This is a genomic window from Telmatospirillum siberiense, assembly GCF_002845745.1.
In the GTDB taxonomy this organism is placed as follows: Bacteria; Pseudomonadota; Alphaproteobacteria; order Rhodospirillales; family Magnetospirillaceae; genus Telmatospirillum; species Telmatospirillum siberiense.
In genome coordinates this window covers 237389-257521 of record NZ_PIUM01000001.1, presented here as the reverse complement: position 1 = coordinate 257521, position 20133 = coordinate 237389, and the positions used below count along the sequence as shown (strand labels likewise).

The following is a 20133-nucleotide window of genomic DNA, read 5'->3' as shown; positions in this document are numbered from 1 at the left end:
AAAGACATATGGAACGCAGGCAGCTTCCGCCGGATGACAGACTGATCGGGCAAGGCTCCCTGCCGGGGGCCTTCCGTTTGGGCTATCCCATGGTCCGCGGCCACAGGGATGAAATGGTCGACGCCGACGGCTGGCTGCGTCCCCAATGGGAAAACTTCATCGAAGCCCTGTCGACCTTTCCCCACGACGAGATGCTGACCCGCTGGGACCGGGCGCAGCGCCTGATCCGCGAGAACGGCGTCACCTACAACGTCTATCGGGACCCCCGCGGACTGGACCGACCCTGGCAGCTCGACCCCGTACCCCTGATCCTGTCCTCCCAGGAATGGGCGGGCATCGAAGCGGCGATGATGCAGCGCGCCGAACTTCTCGACAGAATCCTGGCCGATCTTTACGGACCGCGCGAATTACTGTGCGACGGCATGCTGCCGCCGGCCCTGGTCTTCGGTCACCCCTCCTATCTGCGAGCGCTGCACAATGTCTGTCCCGCCGGCGGACGGCGCCTGCATCTCTACGCCGCGGACCTGGCCCGCTCGCCCGATGGGCAATGGTGGGTGATGTCCGACCGCTGCGAAGCGCCCTCGGGGGCCGGCTACGCCCTGGAAAACCGCGTCATTGTCGCCCGGACGCTGCCCGAGATGCTCCGCACCCGCCCGGTCGAGCCGCTCACGCCATTTTTCCATAAATTGCGCGAGACGCTCTACAGCCTCTCGCCGCGCCATCACGAGGCGCCGCGCATCGTCCTTCTGACGCCCGGCCCCTATAACGAAAGCTTCTTCGAACACGCCTATCTCGCCCGCTTCCTGGGCTATACCCTGGTCGAAGCCGAAGACCTGACGGTTCGCGGCGACCATGTCTATCTGAAGACCCTGGACGGTCTGCAACCGGTCGACGTCATCCTGCGCCGCACTGACGGCGCCTATTGCGACCCCCTGGAATTGCGGGGCGAGTCGACGCTGGGCATCGCCGGCCTGGTTCAGGCGGTGCGGCGGGGCAATGTGGTGGTGGCCAACGGCCTGGGCAGCGGCCTGTTGGAAAGCGGCGCCATGGCCCCGTTCCTGCCCCTTCTGGCGAGACGACTGCTGGGCGAGGACCTGAAGATGCCCTCGGTCGCCACCTGGTGGTGCGGCGGCAACAAGGAACGCGATTACGTGCTGGCCAATCTCGACCACATGGTGGTCAAACCGGCCTATCCAGGCATCAAGGCCCTGCCCCAGCCGATATTCGGCGAACATCTCCCGGCGATCCGCCGGGCCGAACTGGCCCAGAACATTCGCAACCGCCCCGAAGCCTTTCTCGCCCAGGAGCGCCTGAAACTGTCCACCGCGCCGGTGTGGACGAAGGGCGAATTGGATCCCAGGCCAATGATGCTGAGGGTGTTCGTCGCCGCGCATGAGGACGGCTATGTCGTCATGCCGGGCGGCCTGACCCGCGTCGCCGCCGAGCGCGGCGGCAATATCGTCTCGATGCAATATGGCGGCGGCAGCAAGGACACCTGGATCAGCGCCGACGAACAGGTGCCGCTCGCGGTGCCGCTGAAGACCGCCGACGCCCCGGTCAAGCTGGTGCGCGGCGCCCATGACCTGCCCAGCCGGGTGGCCGACAATCTTTATTGGTTCGGCCGCTATGTCGAACGCTCGGAAGACGCGACGCGGCTTTTGCGGGCCACCCTGTCGCGCATCGGCAATGCCGCCAGCTATGGCGCGGCCGACGAACTGCCGGTGGCGGTCAGCCTGATCAGCCGGCTCTACCGGCTGCCGGCGGACATCGACCCCGAAGAGGCCGCCGCCACCATCGCCCGGATGAACTTCGACCCGGCCCATATCCACGGCCTCAGGGCCACCATCGAACGGGTCCATCGCATGGCCGCCATGGTCCGTGACCGCCTGTCGCTGGACACCTGGCGGGCGGTCAACCGGCTGCTCGACGAGGTTTCGAAAATCAGCATGGGCGATCGCCTGAACACCGAGGATCTCGTCAATCTGCTGAACCACGTCGTGCTCGCCTGCGAGGCGTTGAGCGGACTGGCCATGGAAAACATGACGCGCGGCCTGGCCTGGCGCTTCGTCGATATCGGCCGGCGGCTGGAGCGCGGCATGCATGTCCTCGATGTTCTTTCCAACATCCTGCAACCGTTGGACAGCGCCGGCTCGGCCGCCCTCGACGTGCTGCTCGAAGTCTCGGACAGCGCCATGACCTATCGCTCGCGTTATCTTTCCGCGCCGCAGTTCGCCCCCGTGCTCGACCTGCTGCTGGCCGACGAAAGCAACCCCCGCTCGCTGGCCTTCCAGATGGCCGCTCTCGGCACCCACATGGATCAGGTGGCGGCGGGACGCCGCACCGCCTTCTACGGCCCTGAGCAGCGCCTGACCATCTGGCTGACCGGAGCGGTCCGCACGGCCGAGGTCGATGTTCTCGCCCGCCCCGACGAAGACGGCGGCCGACGGAATCTGGCGACCTATCTGGAAGTCCTGCGCTCGAAATTGTGGGAGCTGTCGGAGACGGTGACACGGGAATATTTCACCCACGCGGTTGGCCGCAGCGCCACGGGAAACGCCCCGATCCGGGAACCGATGCCATGAATTACAAGGTCCGCCATCTGACCACCTACACCTACAACGAGCCGGTGCTGGTGGCCCATCACATGGCGCATCTGGCGCCACGTCCCCTTTCCTGGCAGGTCTGCCGCCGTTCGACCCTGAGGATCCGTCCGCAGCCCACCGAGATGGAAGGGCACGGAACCGACTATTTCGGCAATCCGATCACTTTTTTCTCGCTGCACGACCAGCACCGTAAATTGATCGTCGAGTCGTTGAGCCGGGTCGAGCTGAAGCCGCGCATCCGCCCGGCCCCCGAGGATACGCCTTGGTGGGAAAGCGTCGTCGACGTCCTGGACAGCGTCCGCACGCCCGAACTTCTGGAAGCCAAGGAATTCTGCTTTCCCAGTCCCCTGGCGGGTATCTCGGAGGCGCTGGCCGACTATGCCGAGGCCTCCTTTCCGGCCAACCGCCCGATCCTCGCCGGCCTGCTCGATCTCATGCACCGGATCCACCGGGACTTCACTTACGACCCCACGGCGACGACGGTGAGCACCCCGCTGGAGCGGGTGCTTATCGACCGCCGGGGCGTCTGCCAGGATTTCGCCCATCTGGGGATCGCCTGCCTGCGCAGTGTCGGCCTGGCGGCCCGCTATGTCTCGGGATATCTGCTCACCCGGCCGCCGCCGGGAGGGACCAAACTGAAGGGCAGCGACGCGTCGCACGCCTGGTTCCAGGCCTATGTCCCCGGCACCGGCTGGATCGACTTCGATCCCACCAACGACCGCGTTCCCGACCTTGAACATATCACCACGGCCTGGGGCCGGGATTACGGCGACGTCAGCCCCTTGAAGGGCGTGGTGCTGGGCGGCGGCGAGCAGTCGCTGAAAGTCGCCGTCGACGTCGAGCCGATCGAGGCGTGAGACGGGCCGGAACACCGGCAGGAACGCCCATAAGCGCTAGCATAACCCTCGCCCCTTGCGGGAGATGGTGGCCGCTTTAGCGGCCGGGTGAGGGGGGCTTAGCGTCCGCGCGACATAAAGACTTGTTTGTTTCTGCACACTTTTTCCGCGCTCCCGCGCGTAAGTCCCCTCACCCAACTCGCTTCGCTCGTCCCCTCTCCCGCAAAGCGGGCGAGGGTTAAGCTTGCGCCTATGGGTATCCCGCCGACGCCACCCACGACGCGGCGGGAAGTCCCCTGAATATCAGTACAGGTAACGGGCCCGGATGGTGCCTTCCAAAGCCTGCAGTTCGGCCATCACCTCCGCCTCGTCGACCTCGCCGTCGATATCGACCACCACATAGCCGACCTCCGGGTCGGTTTGCAGATACTGGGCTGAAACGTTCAGATTCCGAGACGAGAACAGCTCGTTGATCCGCCGCAGCATGCCGGGGACATTGGCATGGATGTGCAGGAAACGGCCGCCGCTGGCTTTCACCGGCAACGAGACCTCGACGAAATTCACCGCCCCGAAGGTCGAGCCGTTATCCGAATATTTGATCAGCTTCTCGGCCACTTCGAGACCGATATTGGCTTGAGCCTCATGCGTGGAGCCAGCGACATGCGGCGTCAGGATGACATTGGACAGACCGCGCAAGGGACTGTCGAACGCGTCGGCATTACTGCCCGGCTCGGACGGGAAGACGTCGATGGCCGCCCCGAGGAGATGCTTGTCCTCCAGAGCCTTGACCAGGGCCTCGATCACCACCACATTGCCGCGCGAAGCGTTGATCAGGTAGGACCCCTTGCGCATGGCGCGCAATTCCTTCTCGCCGATCATGTTCTTGGTCTGCGGCGTCGCCGGCACATGCAGAGTTACCACGTCCGAGATGCTCAACAGCTCCTTCAGCTTGGAGCAGGGCTGTGCATTGCCGATGGCGAGCTGCTTCTCTGTGTCGAAATAGCGTACCCGCATGCCCATGGCCTCGGCCATCACCGACAATTGGGAACCGATATGGCCGTAGCCGACGATGCCCAGGGTCTTGCCGCGCAGCTCGAAGGAGTCCTTGGCGCTCTTCAGCCATTTCCCTTCATGCGCCAGACGAGACTTGTCCGGAATGCCGCGCAACAACATGACGATCTCGCCGATGACCAGCTCTGCCACCGAGCGGGTGTTCGAATAGGGCGCGTTGAACACCGGGATACCGGCCCGGCGCGCCGTATCCAGCCGGACCTGATTGGTCCCGATACAAAAGCAGCCGACGCAAAACAGACGGTTGGCCGCGGCCAGGACCTTGTCGGTCAGCTTGGTGGCCGAGCGGATCCCCAGCATATGCACGCCTTGGATCTTTTCGACCAGCTCGGCTTCACCGAGGGCGTGCGGCAACAATTCCACATTGTTGTAGCCTGCCTCGTGAAATTCGCGGACGGCGTTTTCATGGACGCCTTCCAGCAGCAGAATGCGGATCTTATCTTTGGAAAGGGAAAGCTTCACCACGGCGGTTGCCTCGGCATCAAATGAGGAGGCGGCGAAGATACGAAAGATTGGCCCGCAGGTATAGACCGGAGATGAAAAAGCTGCATAGCGGTGACGGCCAGGGAGAGCCCGACCAGAAAGCCCACCGCAGCCCAAATAATAAGCAATATTGACAAGGATATGAGTTTTGCCTATTATGTTACCATAACGTCTTCGAAAGACTAGATTGTCTAATTTATAGGCCATTTCTTTCTAGTTTGCCCATTTTTATTGCAGAATATTTTTAAGACTTTTTCAAGTATTCCGACTAATCGGTTGAAATCGTGGAATTCACTCCAAACGATATGCGTTGGCATGCCGTTTGATAGCGGTTGGCCCATCGCGTTTCAGGAATGACTTCACGAGGCCAAGATGGATTCCACCACCCCGGGGCTTGATGTCCTATTCGTTCTGCTCGGCGCCATCATGGTGCTGGCCATGCATGCGGGCTTCGCCTTTCTCGAAGTCGGCACGGTACGGCGCAAGAATCAGGTCAACGCCCTGGTAAAAATTCTGACCGATTTCGCCGTCTCGACCGTTGCCTATTTTTTCATCGGCTACGGCATCGCCTATGGCGTGCATTTCCTGGTTTCGGCCAAGGTCCTGACAGGCGCGGAAGGCAGCCTTTTCGCACCTAAAGGCTACGATCTCGTGAAGTTCTTCTTCCTGGCCACCTTCGCGGCGGCCATTCCCGCCATCGTTTCCGGCGGCATTGCCGAGCGGGCCAAATTCCATCCGCAACTGATCGCCACATTCCTGATCACCGCCATCTTCTATCCCGGGTTCGAAGGCATGGTGTGGGGGACCCGCCTGGGCTTCCAGGATTGGATGGGCGCCACCTTCGGCAGCGGGTTCCACGACTTTGCCGGATCGGTGGTGGTCCATGCCTTCGGCGGCTGGGTGGCCCTCGGCGCCGTAGTGATGCTGGGCGCCCGCCGCGGCCGCTACCGCAAAGGTGGCGGGATGGCCGGCATCCCCCCGTCGAACCTCCCCTTCCTGGCCCTTGGCGCCTGGATCCTGTCGGTCGGCTGGTTCGGCTTCAACGTGATGAGCGCGCAGAAGATCGAAGGATTGTCGGGACTGGTCGCCCTCAATTCCCTAATGTCCATGGTCGGCGGCATCCTCTCGGCCCTGCTGATCAGCCGCAACGACCCCGGCTTCATTCACAACGGAGCCCTGGCCGGGCTGGTCGCCGTTTGTGCCGGTTCCGACGTCATACATCCGGTTGGCGCGCTCGCCACCGGTGCGATCGCCGGCATGCTGTTCGTCTGGGTCTTCAACCAGTGCCAGTCGAAATGGAAGATCGACGACGTCCTGGGCGTCTGGCCCCTGCACGGCTTCTGCGGCGCCCTGGGCGGTATCGCCTGCGGCGTGTTCGGACAGGAATCGCTGGGCGGCTTGGGCGGCGTTTCATTGCCGGCACAGATTTTCGGAACCGGGCTCGGCGTCCTCATCGCCACGGTGACCGGCTTCGTCGTCTACGGCGTCTTGAAGGCTATTCTGGGTCTCCGGCTATCCGGCGAGGAGGAATTCGCCGGCGCGGATCTCTCGATCCACCGGATCGGCGCCTATCCGGAGGAGGAAGTGCCGTCCTACGACATTTCCCCCGTCCTCGACGACCCCAGACGGGTCGCCTGATCCTGCGCATGGTGGGCGATCTGGCGCCCCGTCAGGAGAAACCGACGACGGGGTGCGGAACGTAAGCGGCCTCCAGCGCCGCGACTTCCTCGGCCGACAGCTCGATCGACAGGGCCGCCACCGCGTCATCGAGATGCCGGGGCTTGGAGGCCCCGACGATCGGCGAGGTGACCCCCGGCTTCCGCAGAACCCAGGCCAATGCCACCTGGGCACGGGGAATGCCGCGCGCCTTGGCCACCTCGGCGACTTTTTCGACGACCCGGCGGTCGGCATCCAACGTGGCGGAATAGAGCGTCTTGCCGTAGGCGTCGTTTTCCTGGCGCTCGCTGGTTTCGTTCCAGTCCCTGGTCAGCCGGCCGCGGGCCAGCGGACTCCACGGCAGCACCGCGATCTTCTGATCGGCGCAAAGCGGCAGCATTTCCCGCTCCTCCTCGCGATGAAGCAGGTTCAGATGGTTCTGCATGCTGACGAATTCCGTCCAACCGTGCAGCCTGGCCACGTAAAGCGCCTGGGCGAACTGCCAGGCGTACATCGACGAGGCGCCGATGTAGCGCGCCTTGCCGGCCTTCACCACATCGTGAAGCGCCTCCAGCGTCTCCTCGATCGGCGTTGCGTAATCCCAACGATGGATCTGGTAGAGATCGACGTAATCGGTGCAAAGACGCCGCAGGCTGTTGTCGATCTCGGTCATGATCGCCTTGCGCGACAAGCCGGCGCCATTCGGCCCGGGGCGCATGCGGTTGTAGACCTTGGTGGCGATCACCACCTCGTCGCGACGCACCATGTCCTTCAGGGCGCGACCGACGATTTCCTCCGAAGTCCCTTCGGAATAAGCATTTGCGGTATCGAAGAAATTGATGCCGAGATCGAGCGCCTTCCTGATCAGGGGGCGGCTCTGCTCGTCATCGAGCGTCCAGGAGTGCGGGCCCCGGCCGGGAACGCCGAAAGTCATGCAGCCCAGCGTGAGATGCGAGATTTCGAGGCCGGTCCGGCCAAGCTTCACAGTGTCCATCGATCCACTCCTTAAAATCCCCCGCGAGATCCGAACGTCCCGGCCATATCCAATCATGCGGGACGCTTCAAAACAACGCCTCCTGGACCGGCGGCCCGGTTTGGGGTAACAAGCGCCTTCGGTTTCATTTCAACCTGGGACTTGAGAGACATCATGACCGATTGCCCCTGCGGCAGCGCCAAAGCCCTCGAAGATTGCTGCGGCCCCATCCTGGCCGGCGGCCCCGCCGCCACGCCGGAGGCGCTGATGCGCTCGCGCTACACGGCCTATGTGCTGTGCGACATCGACCATCTGGAACGCAGCCTGGCGCCGGAAGCCCGCACCGACCATGACCGCAAGGCGGCCGAAGCCTGGGCGAAAGCGGTCGAATGGCAAGGTCTGACGGTGCTCTCGACGGAAGGCGGCGAGGCGGACGCGCAAACCGGCACGGTGGAATTCGCCGCGCGCTTCCGCCAGAACGGCCTGGAACAGACGCACCATGAAACCGCCAACTTCCGCCGCCTCGACGCCAGTTGGGTCTATGTCGACGGCAAGATGCACAACAAGCCGGTGGTGCGCAGCGGTCCGAAGGTCGGGCGCAACGATCCCTGTCCATGCGGCAGCGGCAAGAAATACAAGCAATGTTGCGGTCGCTCCTAGTCGGGCGCGTCATCTAAAATGACACGACCGACTAGGTGGGCTTCATACGATGCCTTCGCCTCCGGCTCCGGCAGGCTCAGACGCCGCTCAGGCTTTCGTGGAACCTTTCATTCAAGATGAAACGTTCCACTAGCGATACCTGTCGCCCGCGTGCCGTGACTCATCTGAAGCGAGTCACGGCGGCGGCATCGACGAAATCCCGGGGAATGCCTGCCAACCATTGGATATCGGCCCGTTCGTCCCTAAATCTATCCGATTAAGCAACGGAAGTTCCGCATGACACCCAAAGGTGAAGGCCCTTTTCCAACTGCCCGTGAAGACGCCGAACTCGCAGAAAAGCCGCAAAGCCAATCGGCGGCCTATCGCCTCGCCTTCAAGGACGAAGACTTTCTTCTCCGCGAAGATCTGCGGCCGGTTCGCCTCCAGCTCGAACTGCTGAAGCCCGACCTTCTGCTGAAGGAACACGGCATCCGCTCGACGGTGACATTCTTCGGCAGCGCCCGCATCACCGATCGCGCCACTGCCGAGGCGTCGCTCGCCGAAGCCGAAAGCGCCGCCCGAGCCCATCCGGACAATGCCGAACTGGCCCGCAAGGTCGGCATCGCCCGCCGGACGCTGGCCAACGCCCGCTATTACGACGAAGCGCGGCGCCTGGGCGAAATGGTCTCGAAAACCTGTGCCATGGGCAGCGACTGCGATTTCGTGGTCTTGACCGGAGGCGGCCCCGGCATCATGGAGGCGGCCAACCGCGGCGCCGATGACGCAGGGGCCCAATCCATCGGCCTCAATATCGTGCTGCCGATGGAACAGGCGCCCAATCCTTACGTCACGCCCGAACTGTCTTTCCGCTTCCACTATTTCGCCCTGCGCAAGATGCATTTCCTGACCCGCGCCAAGGCACTGGTGGTGTTTCCCGGCGGGTTCGGCACACTGGACGAGATGTTCGAGGCCGCCACCCTGATCCAGACGGGAAAGATCGAGCGCATCCCCTTCCTGCTGTTCGGCAAGGAATATTGGGAGCGGGTGATCAACTTCGACACCATGGTGAACGAAGGGATGATCGCCCCGGCCGACAAGGATCTGTTCGAATTCGTCGAAACGGCCGAGGAAGCCTGGCATCACATCGCCCGCTTCTGGGGCCTGTCCTCGTTGGAAATGGTCAAGGCCGCAACCGACTGAACAGGGGATGGCATTGAAGTTCCTGGATTCCCCGGCAGCCTTCCTGACCGCCCTCGCCATCGGCATCTTCGCCTTTGGACTGGGCTTGACCTCACCCATGTGGTTTCTGCTCTCCGGCATGGGGCCGTTGGTGGCCATGCGGGCGGGAACCCCGATCGTCGACACCAGCATCGCCGGGCTGATCGTCACCACGATCATCGGCGTCCTCGCCTATCGGCTGAGGAAGCCCGTCGAAAGCGGCGTTTCCAAGGAGCCTGCCCCCCTTTCCGAACGGGCCGAACGGCGGAAACATCTGACCGTGCATATCCTGGTCATGCTGATGTTCGTCGTGCCCTTCCTGACCATCATCCTGGGCATGCTGCTCCGCCAGTACATCGACGCCGACGCGGGGTGAAAAACGACGCCCAGGGGCCTCGGCGGCTTAAAAGCCCTCCTATCCCTCGTCTGAGGTGACCCTGCGCTTTTTCAAATCCCGCTGCCGCCTTCGATGACGCCGGTCAGTTCCTCGACGGTGCGCAACAGGGCGTGCAGGGCCGGCTCGACGAAGCCGGTGGCTTCCAACTCGCGGACCGTGTTGATCAGATAATCGCGGTTGAGGCCGGCGATGCCTTGCGACTCCATGATGATATGGGCCGCTTCGGCCAGGGCAAGATCACCGGCATAGTAACGATGAGCCTCGTCGGCGACGAACGTATAGGCGTTCACCCTGGCGTCACCGATGGTGACCGGGAGGGTCTTCGGAAGATAGGCATAGCTGCCGAGTTCACGCTCGTTCAGATAGGAAACGACCGCGTGCCGCTCCTCCTCGGCCACGCGGTAGACCAGCCCCCGGCAGACGCCGCCCGGCGTCAGGCCCAGCACCAGCCCGGGCCGCTCCGGCGTTCCCCGCCAATAGCGGCTGTAGATGCAAAAGGACCGGTGATATCCGTCGAGAACGGCGGGCTCCACCTCCACATAAGGAAAATCCGGCCGCCACATCAGCGAGCCGTAACCGAACACCCAAAGATCACCACTCAACGCTGTACCTCCGCCCGGCGTCTGCGCGCCGCGCGCCCCCTCGTTTCAACCGGCGTCAGTGACGGATGATCTGACTCAGGAACTGTCGTGTCCGTTCTTCCTTCGGATTGCCGAAAAGTTCGGAGGGAGTGTTCATTTCCACCACCTGACCATCGGCCATGAACACCACCTTGTCGGCAACGGTGCGGGCGAACCCCATTTCGTGGGTGACGCATACCATGGTCATGCCTTCTTCGGCCAGTTCGACCATCACGTCCAGGACTTCCTTGATCATTTCGGGATCGAGCGCCGACGTCGGTTCGTCGAACAGCATGATGCTGGGGCGCATGCACAGGCTGCGGGCGATAGCCACGCGCTGCTGCTGACCGCCCGACAGTTGGCCCGGATATTTCTTGGCCTGCTCGTGAATCTTCACGCGCTCCAGATATTTCATGGCGATGTCCGCCGCCTCGGCCTTCGGCATGTGCTTAACCCAGATCGGGGCCAGCGTCAGATTTTCCAACACTGTCAGATGGGGAAACAGATTGAACTGCTGGAAGACCATGCCGACGTCGCGGCGCACCTTCTCGACCGCCTTGACGTCGTTCGAGACTTCGGTCCCATTGACCAGAATGATGCCGCTCTGATGTTCCTCCAGGCGGTTGACGCAACGGATCATCGTGGATTTCCCCGACCCCGAGGGCCCGGCCACCACCACCCGCTCACCCCTGCGGACGTCAAGATTGATGTCGCGCAGGGCGTGGAACGTCCCGTACCACTTGTTCACGTCTTTGAGCGAAATGACGATTTCGTCTGTCGGCATGAAGCTTGTTCCCATCACCTGCGGCGCGCGCCGGCACTGAGGCGGCGCTCAAGATATTGACTGTATTGCGACATCACGTAGGAAAAAACGAAATAGATCAACGCAGCCACCACATAGCCCTCGACATAGAAGGCCCGCCATTGCGGATCCGACAGGGCCACCTTGGTACTGGAAAGCAGATCGTAAAGTCCGATGATGATGACCAGCGAGGTATCCTTGAAGGTCGTGATGAACTGGCCGACCAGCGGCGGAATGACCAGCCGCAACGCCTGGGGCAAAATCACCAGGCGCATCTTCTGCCAGTAGGTCAGGCCGATGGAATCGGCCGCCTCATATTGCCCACGCGGAATGGCCTGCAAGCCGCCACGGACGATCTCGGCCAGATAGGCGGCCGTGAACAAAATAATGCCGAGCTGCGCGCGCAGCAATTTATCGATGGTCACGCCCTCGGGCATGAACAGCGGAAACATGATGGAGGCCATGAACAGCACGCTGATCAGGGGCACGCCGCGCCACAGCTCGATATAGACGACGCACCAAGCCCGCACCGCCGGCAATTGCGAACGCCGCCCCAGCGCCAGCACCACGGCCAGCGGAAAGGACAGGACGATACCGAAGATCGACAGGATCAAGGTCAGGGGCAGGCCACCCCAGCGGTCATTCGTCACCAGGGGCAATCCAAGGATGCCACCCCACATGAGGACGCTCACGACGACCAGTCCGGCCACCAGCACCCAACCCAGCCACGGCCTCCAGAATCGCGGATTGGCCGCCGTCGCCAGCATGACGATGAACAGGACGACAGCCAGGAACGGACGCCATTGCTCGTCGTAGGGGTAGATACCGAACAGGATCAGACGGTATTTCTCGGTAACCAACCCCCAGCAGGCACCGCCGGCCGCCCGGCACGCGGCCGGATCGCCGATCCAGGTCGCCTTGATCAGCCCCCATTGAATCGCGGGCGGAACCGCCAGCCACAACCCCCACAAAGCGACGATGGTGAGCAGGCTGTTGGCGGGCGAACTGAACAGATTTTTTCGCGCCCAGTCGACGGGGCCGCGCAGCCAACCATTGGCGGAAGGATTTTCCAGCAGGGAGGATTCGGCCATCTCAGCGCCCTCCCCGCAAGGCAACCCGCTTGTTGTACCAGTTCATCAGGAAGGACAGGATCAGGCTGATGGCCAGATAGACCCCCATGATGATGGACACCCCCTCGACCGCCTGCCCCGTCTGGTTGATGGCGGTATTGGCCACGCTCACCAGATCGGGAAAACCGATGGCCACCGCCAGCGGCGAGTTCTTCACAAGATTGAGATATTGACTGGTCAGCGGCGGAATGATGACGCGCAGGCTTTGCGGCAGGACGACCAGACGCAGCACCTGCATTCGCGACAGGCCGAGCGCCAGCGCGGCCTCGGTCTGGCCGTAGGACACCGCCAGAATGCCGCTTCGCACGATCTCGGCGATGAAGGCTCCGGTGTAGACCACCAGCCCCAGCAAAAGGGCGGCGAATTCCGGACTGACGGTCGAACCTCCGGCGAAATTGAACCCCGCCATGTGCGGCACGTCGAAGGAAAGATGGGCGCCGGTCGCCAGAAAGGCGATCAGGGGCAAGCCCGCGATGAGCCCAAGACTGCTCCAGAGCACCGGGAAATAGCGGCCGGTCTTTTCCTGCCGGCGACGGGCCCAGACGCCGACCAGAAAACTGGCCGCCACGGCGAGCGCCAGGGTTGAAACCACCATCACCGCGCTGTCGTCCCAGATCATCGCCGGCACGCGCAAGCCGCGGTTGGACAGGAAGATGCAGTCGAACAGATTGAAGGCGTTGCGCGATAGCGGCAGTGAAACCGTGATCAGGGAATAGCAGAACAGCAACAACAGCAGGACCGGCACATTGCGCATGGCCTCGACATAGGCCGAGGCCAGACGCGCCACCAGCCAGTTGTGCGAAAGCCGGGCGATGCCCATGACGAGCCCCAGAAGGGTCGTCAGGACGATACCGATGACGGCGACCTCCAGCGTGTTCAGCAGCCCCACCTCGAACGCCCGAAAGTAGGAGTCGGACGGCAGATAGGGAACCAGATGTTCGCTGATGCCGAAACCGGCTTCGCGGTCCAGGAACCCGAAGCCGGTGGCGATATGACGGGCATTGAGATTGGTGAGCGTGTTGGCGACCAGGAACCAGCCGATGCCAGCCACCATCGCCATCAGCAGAAATTGGTATAAAACTCCGCGGAATCTCTCATTGTTCCACCAATGACGGAATTCCGCGGAGGAAGCCCCAGACGAAACGGGATCAACCATGGCGGAGAATCAGCGGATCGGCATGGCGTACATCAGCCCGCCCTTGTTCCACAGATCGTTCAATCCACGTTCCAGTTTCAGCTTGGAATCCTTGCCGACATTGCGGTCGTAGCTTTCACCGTAATTGCCGACCTGCTTGATGATGGAATAGGCCCATTTCTCATCGACGCCGAGACTCTTGCCCATGCCCGGGGTGACGCCCAGCAGGCGCTGAATGTTGGGATCGGAGCTTTTCAACTGGGCATCGACATTGGCGGAGCTCACGCCGCGCTCTTCGGCGTCGATCATCGCCTGGAAGGACCATTTCACCAGGTTGAACCATTGATCGTCACCCTGGCGCACGGCTGTGGCCAGGGGCTCCTTCGAAATGCGTTCCGGCAGGATGACATAATCATCCGGGACCGGCGTCTGATTGGCGCGGATGGCCGCCAACTGGGACCCGTCCGAGGTCATGGCGTCGCAACGCCCCGAAATGAAGGCGCTCGCCGCCTCCTCGAAGCTTTCGATGGTCACCGGCTTGATGTCGATCTTGTTGGCACGGGCGAAGTCCGACAGATTGAGTTCGGTGGTGGTGCCGGTCTGGACGCAGACGGTCGCCCCGTTCAGTTCCCTGGCGCTCTTCACGCCGAGTTTCTTGGCGACCAGGAAACCTTGGCCGTCATAGAAATCGACGGCGGCGAACAACAGACCGTTGGAGGCCTCGCGCGTCAGCGTCCAGGTGGTGTTGCGCGACAGCAGATCGACCTCGCCCGACTGCAGGGCCGGCAGGCGCTGCTGCGCCGACAGCGGCACATAGCGGACCTTGGTGGAATCGCCGAACATGGCTGCGGCGACGGCGCGGCAGACATCGACATCGAGGCCCGCCCAATTGCCCTTCTGATCCGGTGCCCCGAAACCGCCCAGACCGGTATGGACGCCACAGACCACCTGTCCGCGGCTCTTCACGGAATCGAATGTTTGACCGGCTTCGGCGGTACCTGCAATTCCCAGTAGAACCGTCGCCAGACAAAGGGAGAAGATGGACTTCATTTTGTCGTTCCCTCCAAGAGATTTAAGGTGGCCCGTCTGTCTTTAACCGACATTGACCGTCGCATGATGACGTCACCTCTCGGAGCTTACAAGAGGCTGGCGCCATATTTTGGGCAGCCTCATCTTTTTCGCTGAATTTGCTCACAAATACGGCAGCCCGCGAGCCAGAATTATCCCAGATCCAGTAAGCCGTCGGCAGCTCTGCATACCGGACGCGACAAAGGAAAAGCCATCCGGTCATTCAGGCCATACTTGCGCCGGATGATTTTTTCTGCGCCTCGATTAGCCGGCGAGACCGGCGCGTTGTCCCGCTCCCGGCCATAATTTCGGTTGAACCCGCAGATACTGCGGCGGATAGAAGGCGTTCGCCCGCAGGACATCGGCGGCATGCCATACCCAGCGGGGGTCGTCGAGAAAGGCGCGCCCGAGGGCGATGAAATCGGCCTGCCCCTTGGCCAGCACCTCCTCGGCCAGATGCGCGTCGGCGATCAATCCGACCGCCCTGGTCAGCATCCCCGTCTCGCGGCGGATGCGGGCGGCCAGTTCCACCTGATATCCGGGAGTGACGGGGATCTTGGCGTCGGGCGACAATCCACCCGAGGACACACAAACGTAATCCACCCCCTCGGCCTTGCAGGCCGCCACATAGGCAACCGCCTCGTCGGGCGAGAAGCCGCCGTCGATCCAGTCAGTGGCGCTCACCCTGATTCCCAGCGGCTTGTTGGCCGGCCAGACCACTCTTACGGCCCTGATCACCTCAAGCGGGAACCGCATACGCCCCTCCAGCGCTCCACCATAAACGTCGGTCCGACGATTGGAGAGCGGCGAGAGGAACTGATGCAACAGGTAACCATGCGCCGAATGGATTTCGATGGAGTCGAAACCAACCCTTTCGGCGCGGATGACGGCATCGACGAAGGCATGGCGCAGACGGTCCAGATCGTAAGGCCCGGCTTCCGACGGTGCCGGCCAGTTGGACGTGTAGGGAATGGCCGAGGCCGACAGGGTCGGCCAGGCGCCATCCGCCGACGACAACGGCCCGGCGCCTTGCCATGGCGGTTGCGTCGAGGCCTTGCGGCCGGCGTGACAGAGCTGCAAGGCGATCCGGGTCTCGCCGAACTGCTTGACGGTCCGGACGAGTTGCGCAAGACCGGCCTCGCAGGCATCCGAATAAAGCCCCAGGCAGTTGGGCGATATCCGCCCTTCCGGGGATACCGCGGTCGCCTCGACCACGATCATGCCCGGCCCGGAAACCGCCAGATTGCCATAATGCTGGAAATGCCAGTCCTGCGGGGTTCCGTCGATGGCGCTGTATTGGCACATGGGCGCCACGACGATGCGGTTGTTCAAACGCATGTCCCTGATCGCCAACGGCTCAAACAGATGACTCGATCCCGCCATGAATGGACCCTCCCTGAAGTTCCCATGAAATCCGGCTTCATGATAGACCCGCAGTGAAGACGAGGCGAGAGCGAAGGCAGGAGAGCCCGCTCTTAGATCATTGTTTTTCCAAGATTTAGGATCATTCCACAAAACCGGGGCGACCGTTTCGCCGCCCCCGGCCCCCGCGCGATTACCCAAGTATTCAAGGCACCCGGAAAAAGGCCATTATTCATAAACCATAGGGGAACCGGCAAATTTTAAGACGCATTTGAGGAGAACGGAACGTGATCTCTTGTAATGCGCCCCCTCGCCGGAGGGCCAGACGATTGGCGAGGGAGCGCCCTGGATTCTTAAGCAAGATCGAAGAGAAGGAATTCGCTCGTCTGGTCAGCTTTGACGGTGAGCAGATCCTCGCCTTCGACGGCAGCGCCATCACCGGCCCGCATCGGCTGATCATTCAGCAGAACCTGACCCGAAACCATCTGCAACCAGGCACCGCGACCAATGTCCAGGGAATGGGTGAGGACGCTCCCGCCGTCCAGTTTGGCCGCGTAGAGGGCCACGTCCTGATGGATGCTCAGCGCGCCTTCGCGGCCGTCGGGAGCGGCGATCAGACGCAGACGGTTGTGCTTCTCTTCTTCAGCGAACAATTTCTGTTCATAACCGGGCGGCAGGCCTTCCTTCTCCGGCAGCAGCCAAATCTGCAGCAGCTTCAGCGTTTCGGAGCGCGAGCCATTATATTCGGAATGCCGAATGCCCGTTCCGGCCGACATCCGCTGAACCTCGCCGGGCCGGATGATCGAATGCTCTCCCATGCTGTCGCGATGTTCGAGCACGCCTTCCGTCACGTAGGTCACGATCTCCATGTCGTGATGACCATGGGTTCCGAAGCCCGTTCCGGGTGCGATCCTGTCGTCGTTGATGACGCGCAGGGCGCGGAACCCCATATGATCGGGGTCGTGGTAATGGGCGAAGGAAAAACTGTGATGCGTGTCGAGCCAACCGTGGTTGGCATGGCCGCGCTCGGCGGCGGGACGCAAGGTGATGGTCATGGCGTAAAACTCCTGTGTGAGACGCCCGTCGATCTTGAGAACGAGGATATCTCCACCCAAAATTGGAGACAATCCGCCACATAAGCACTATACTGTTGCTAATTTAACGACAATGGAGAGGGGGAAATCTTGGACCGCCTGGATAGCATGGAAGCGTTTGTCCGCGTCGCCGACAGCCATAGCTTTTCAGAAGCGGCCCGGCGGCTCGGCCTGTCGAAATCGGTGGTCAGTCGTCAGGTCTCCGCGCTGGAATCGCAACTGGGCGCCCGGCTCTTCCACCGAACCACCCGCAGCCTCTCGCTGACCGAGATCGGCCAGGCCTATTACGAACGTTGCGCGCGTATTCTGGCCGAAATCGAGGAGGCCAATCTTTCGGTCAGCAGCCTGCAGGCGGCACCGCGCGGCAAGCTCAGGATCAACGCGCCGATGAGTTTCGGCGTTCTGCACCTGGCCCCCCTGCTTCCGGCTTTCCTCGCCCGCTATCCGCAGATCGACATCGATATGGCGATGAACGACCGTTTCGTCAGTCTCGTCGACGAAGGCTTCGACGTCGCGGTCCGTATCGGAAAGCTTGAGGATTCAAGTTTGATCGCCCGTTATCTGGCTCCCGCCCGCCGTGTCGTCTGCGCCAGCCCCGCCTATCTTGAACAATATGGCACCCCCCTTACTCCGAACGATCTCGATGGACATTGCTGCCTGACCTACAGCAATCGGACGACGCCCGAGGAATGGCCCTTTCATACGCTGGAAGGCCAGCGCTGGGCGGTGGAAGTGCATGGCCGGCTGCGGGTGGACAATGGCGATGCGCTACGCGAAGCCGCCCTGGGGGGGGTCGGCATCGTCACCCTGCCCAGCTTCATCGTCGGCCGCGACCTTCAGGCCGGCAGCCTGGTCCCTCTGCTGTCGGAGTACATTCCCCAGGATCTGGCCATCCACGCGGTTTATCCGCACAATCGCCACCTGTCGCCCAAAGTGCGGGCTTTCGTCGATTTTCTCGTCGAGCATATCGGTTCCCGCCCCTATTGGGATCTGGTGGAATAGCGAACGCCGCCGTTCCACCCCACGCAACACTGTTTTGCCGTCATCCGGCGTTGCCCGCGGGCGGCCCTTCATCCGATGATGGGGGCAACTTGAATATTCAAGGAAGGCAAGGCGAATGGGTCTGTTGGTCGATGGCCGGTGGCAGGATAAATGGTATGACACGGCGTCGCAAAACGGCCGCTTCGTCAGGCCGCCCACGCAATTCCGCCACCGCATCGGCACGGATACGGGCTTTCCGGCCGAGGCCGGACGCTACCATCTCTACGTCTCCTACGCCTGTCCCTGGGCGCATCGCACCCTGATCTACCGCGAGCTGAAGGGGTTGCGCTCCGCCATCGGGGTCAGCGTGGTCGCCCCCCTGATGCTGGAGAACGGCTGGGAGTTGGCCGACGGAGCCGATCCGGTCAATGACGCGGCCTTTCTGTGGGAGATTTATACCAAGGCCGATCCCACCTACAGCGGCCGGGTCACCGTGCCGGTGCTTTGGGACAAGATGCGCCGGACCATCGTCAACAACGAATCCTCAGAAATCATTCGCATCTTCGATGCCGATTTCGGGTCCCTGGCGACCGGCCCCACCTTCCGCCCGAAGGATCGCGAGGCCGAAATCGACGCCTGGAACGACGAGATCTACGACAGCGTGAACAACGGGGTCTATCGCGCCGGCTTCGCCACCACGCAGGCCGCCTATGAGGAGGCTTACGGCACGCTGTTCGCCACCCTCGACAAGCTGGAACGCCATTTGCGGGACCACGCATTCCTCCTGGGCGATCAGGTCAGCGAAGCCGACTGGCGACTGTTCACCACCCTTTTGCGCTTCGACGCGGTCTATCACGGTCACTTCAAGTGCAATCGCGCCCGCCTGATCGATTTCCCAGAGCTTTGGGATTATACGCGAGCCCTCTATCGGATCCCGGTCGTGGCTGACACCGTGCGCTTCGATCATATCAAGCAGCACTATTACGGAAGCCACCGGACCATCAACCCGACCGGGATCGTCCCCCTGGGGCCGGTGGTCGACTTCAACCATCCGACCCGTCGGACACCCGCGTTTTTCGACTGATACGGCAACAGCCCCGGCCATTCGAAATTTTTTCCCGAAAGGAATCAACGCCTTTCCGGTCAAGCGCGGTCTATGCCCTGGAAGGGCTTTGCCGAAACGATCCGGTCTGCCAAACTGTGCGCCGTCAATGACCGTACGGGGGGTCTGCCCATGCGTACTCGACCGGTCTTCTTCGACGCGCCACGCCACCGGATGGGCGCAGGCGATAGCCGCCCCGCGCATGGCGTGCCTGTCCTCAAGGCCACGGCGATCGCGAGGCGGCCGTGAGAGAAAATCCGCATGGTCACCTGGTCCGCGAGGCCTTCGACAATTCGGCGCGGCATTTCGATCGTCTCCGCCGCCGCCTGGTTCCCCGTTTCGACGATTTCTACGGCAGCGTCCTCGAACTTCTGGAGGACCATCTTTGCGACGAGCCGGTTCATTGCCTGGACCTTGGCGCGGGAACCGGCCTTTTGTCGGAACTGGTGCTCGACCGGTTTCCCCAGGCCAGCCTGACAGCCATCGACGTCGCCGAGAAAATGGCCGAACAGGCCCGCCTGCGCCTGACCCGTTTCGGCGAGCGCGTCCGCATCAAGGTTGCCGACTACCGCCACATGGACTTGCCGAACCCGGTCGGCGCGGTCGTTTCGGCTCTGTCGATCCATCATCTGGCCGATGGAGAAAAGCGGTCCCTGTTCCGTCGTATTCACGATGCGCTGCTGCCCGGCGGCCTGTTCATCAATGCCGACCAGTCCCTGGCACCGGCCCCGGCCGCCGAACGCGCCTATCACGCGCGCTGGCTGGCCGATGTGCGGGCCTCCGCCCTGGGCGAGCAGGATCTGGCGGTCGCCCTGGAGCGGTCGCGGCGTGATCGCAACGCCCTGATGACCGATCAGGTCGCCTGGCTGCATGAAGCCGGCTTCGCCGTGGCGGACGTCGCATGGAAACGCTACCGCTTCACCGTCTTCTGGGCCCGCAAACGCTAAGGGAGTGGCGCGAAAT

Annotated in this window: 18 protein-coding genes; 9 read left to right on the top strand and 9 right to left on the bottom strand. The window is 62.4% G+C overall.

Annotation, left to right across the window (positions count from 1 at the left end; all coding sequences use genetic code 11):
- Positions 1–8: 8 nt before the first annotated feature.
- Positions 9–2582 (top strand): circularly permuted type 2 ATP-grasp protein, encoded by a 2574-nt coding sequence (locus CWS72_RS01260; protein ID WP_101248733.1) that lies wholly within the window; start codon positions 9–11, stop codon positions 2580–2582.
- Positions 2579–3460: a transglutaminase family protein gene (locus CWS72_RS01255; protein WP_101248732.1), complete on the top strand. Its 882-nt coding sequence runs from the start codon at positions 2579–2581 to the stop codon at positions 3458–3460. Before CWS72_RS01260 ends, CWS72_RS01255 begins: the two co-directional genes overlap by 4 nt.
- 282 nt (positions 3461–3742) lie before the next feature.
- Here CWS72_RS01255 and serA read toward each other — a convergent pair whose 3' ends face one another.
- Positions 3743–4975 carry a phosphoglycerate dehydrogenase gene (gene serA / locus CWS72_RS01250; protein WP_101248731.1) on the bottom strand — a complete coding sequence of 411 codons (1233 nt, stop codon included), beginning with the start codon at positions 4973–4975 and terminating at the stop codon, positions 3743–3745.
- Positions 4976–5365: 390 nt separating this feature from the next.
- Here serA and CWS72_RS01245 point away from each other — a divergent pair, with 390 nt between their 5' ends.
- Positions 5366–6631: an ammonium transporter gene (locus CWS72_RS01245; RefSeq protein ID WP_101248730.1), complete on the top strand. Its 1266-nt coding sequence runs from the start codon at positions 5366–5368 to the stop codon at positions 6629–6631.
- Positions 6632–6662: 31 nt separating this feature from the next.
- Here CWS72_RS01245 and CWS72_RS01240 read toward each other — a convergent pair whose 3' ends face one another.
- A complete protein-coding gene (locus tag CWS72_RS01240) occupies positions 6663–7643 on the bottom strand; it encodes an aldo/keto reductase (RefSeq protein WP_101248729.1) in 981 nt (326 codons plus the stop codon).
- Between the two features lie 153 nt (positions 7644–7796).
- On the opposite strand from CWS72_RS01240, the gene CWS72_RS01235 reads away from it, so the two are divergent.
- The 3 genes from CWS72_RS01235 (at position 7797) to CWS72_RS01225 (ending at position 9855) form a co-directional block, all read left to right on the top strand.
- Positions 7797–8282 carry a YchJ family protein gene (locus CWS72_RS01235; protein ID WP_101248728.1) on the top strand — a complete coding sequence of 162 codons (486 nt, stop codon included), beginning with the start codon at positions 7797–7799 and terminating at the stop codon, positions 8280–8282.
- Between the two features lie 276 nt (positions 8283–8558).
- Positions 8559–9461: an LOG family protein gene (locus CWS72_RS01230; protein WP_101248727.1), complete on the top strand. Its 903-nt coding sequence runs from the start codon at positions 8559–8561 to the stop codon at positions 9459–9461.
- 7 nt (positions 9462–9468) lie between these two features.
- Complete coding sequence (locus tag CWS72_RS01225) at positions 9469–9855, top strand: hypothetical protein (protein ID WP_101248726.1); 387 nt, start codon at positions 9469–9471, stop codon at positions 9853–9855.
- A gap of 71 nt (positions 9856–9926) precedes the next feature.
- Here CWS72_RS01225 and CWS72_RS01220 read toward each other — a convergent pair whose 3' ends face one another.
- The 7 genes from CWS72_RS01220 to CWS72_RS01190 form a co-directional block, all read right to left on the bottom strand.
- Complete coding sequence (locus CWS72_RS01220) at positions 9927–10478, bottom strand: gamma-glutamylcyclotransferase (RefSeq protein ID WP_241911520.1); 552 nt, start codon at positions 10476–10478, stop codon at positions 9927–9929.
- A 55-nt stretch (positions 10479–10533) separates the two neighbouring features.
- Positions 10534–11280 (bottom strand): amino acid ABC transporter ATP-binding protein, encoded by a 747-nt coding sequence (locus CWS72_RS01215; RefSeq protein WP_199175494.1) that lies wholly within the window; start codon positions 11278–11280, stop codon positions 10534–10536.
- Positions 11281–11294: 14 nt separating this feature from the next.
- A complete protein-coding gene (locus CWS72_RS01210; protein WP_101248723.1) occupies positions 11295–12389 on the bottom strand; it encodes an amino acid ABC transporter permease in 1095 nt (364 codons plus the stop codon).
- A gap of 1 nt (position 12390) precedes the next feature.
- Positions 12391–13488: an amino acid ABC transporter permease gene (locus CWS72_RS01205; RefSeq protein WP_338056136.1), complete on the bottom strand. Its 1098-nt coding sequence runs from the start codon at positions 13486–13488 to the stop codon at positions 12391–12393.
- Between the two features lie 105 nt (positions 13489–13593).
- Complete coding sequence (locus tag CWS72_RS01200) at positions 13594–14613, bottom strand: amino acid ABC transporter substrate-binding protein (protein ID WP_101248721.1); 1020 nt, start codon at positions 14611–14613, stop codon at positions 13594–13596.
- A gap of 282 nt (positions 14614–14895) precedes the next feature.
- Complete coding sequence (locus CWS72_RS01195; RefSeq protein ID WP_101248720.1) at positions 14896–16014, bottom strand: NADH:flavin oxidoreductase/NADH oxidase; 1119 nt, start codon at positions 16012–16014, stop codon at positions 14896–14898.
- A 332-nt stretch (positions 16015–16346) separates the two neighbouring features.
- A complete protein-coding gene (locus CWS72_RS01190) occupies positions 16347–17048 on the bottom strand; it encodes a pirin family protein (RefSeq protein WP_101248893.1) in 702 nt (233 codons plus the stop codon).
- A gap of 129 nt (positions 17049–17177) precedes the next feature.
- On the opposite strand from CWS72_RS01190, the gene CWS72_RS01185 reads away from it, so the two are divergent.
- The 3 genes from CWS72_RS01185 (at position 17178) to CWS72_RS01170 (ending at position 20117) form a co-directional block, all read left to right on the top strand.
- The gene (locus CWS72_RS01185) at positions 17178–18089 is read left to right on the top strand and encodes a LysR family transcriptional regulator (RefSeq protein WP_101248719.1); all 912 of its coding nucleotides are present in this window, start codon (positions 17178–17180) and stop codon (positions 18087–18089) included.
- A gap of 115 nt (positions 18090–18204) precedes the next feature.
- Positions 18205–19152: a glutathione S-transferase family protein gene (locus CWS72_RS01180; RefSeq protein ID WP_101248718.1), complete on the top strand. Its 948-nt coding sequence runs from the start codon at positions 18205–18207 to the stop codon at positions 19150–19152.
- 263 nt (positions 19153–19415) lie between these two features.
- Positions 19416–20117 carry a class I SAM-dependent methyltransferase gene (locus CWS72_RS01170; protein WP_199175493.1) on the top strand — a complete coding sequence of 234 codons (702 nt, stop codon included), beginning with the start codon at positions 19416–19418 and terminating at the stop codon, positions 20115–20117.
- Positions 20118–20133 lie beyond the last annotated feature (16 nt).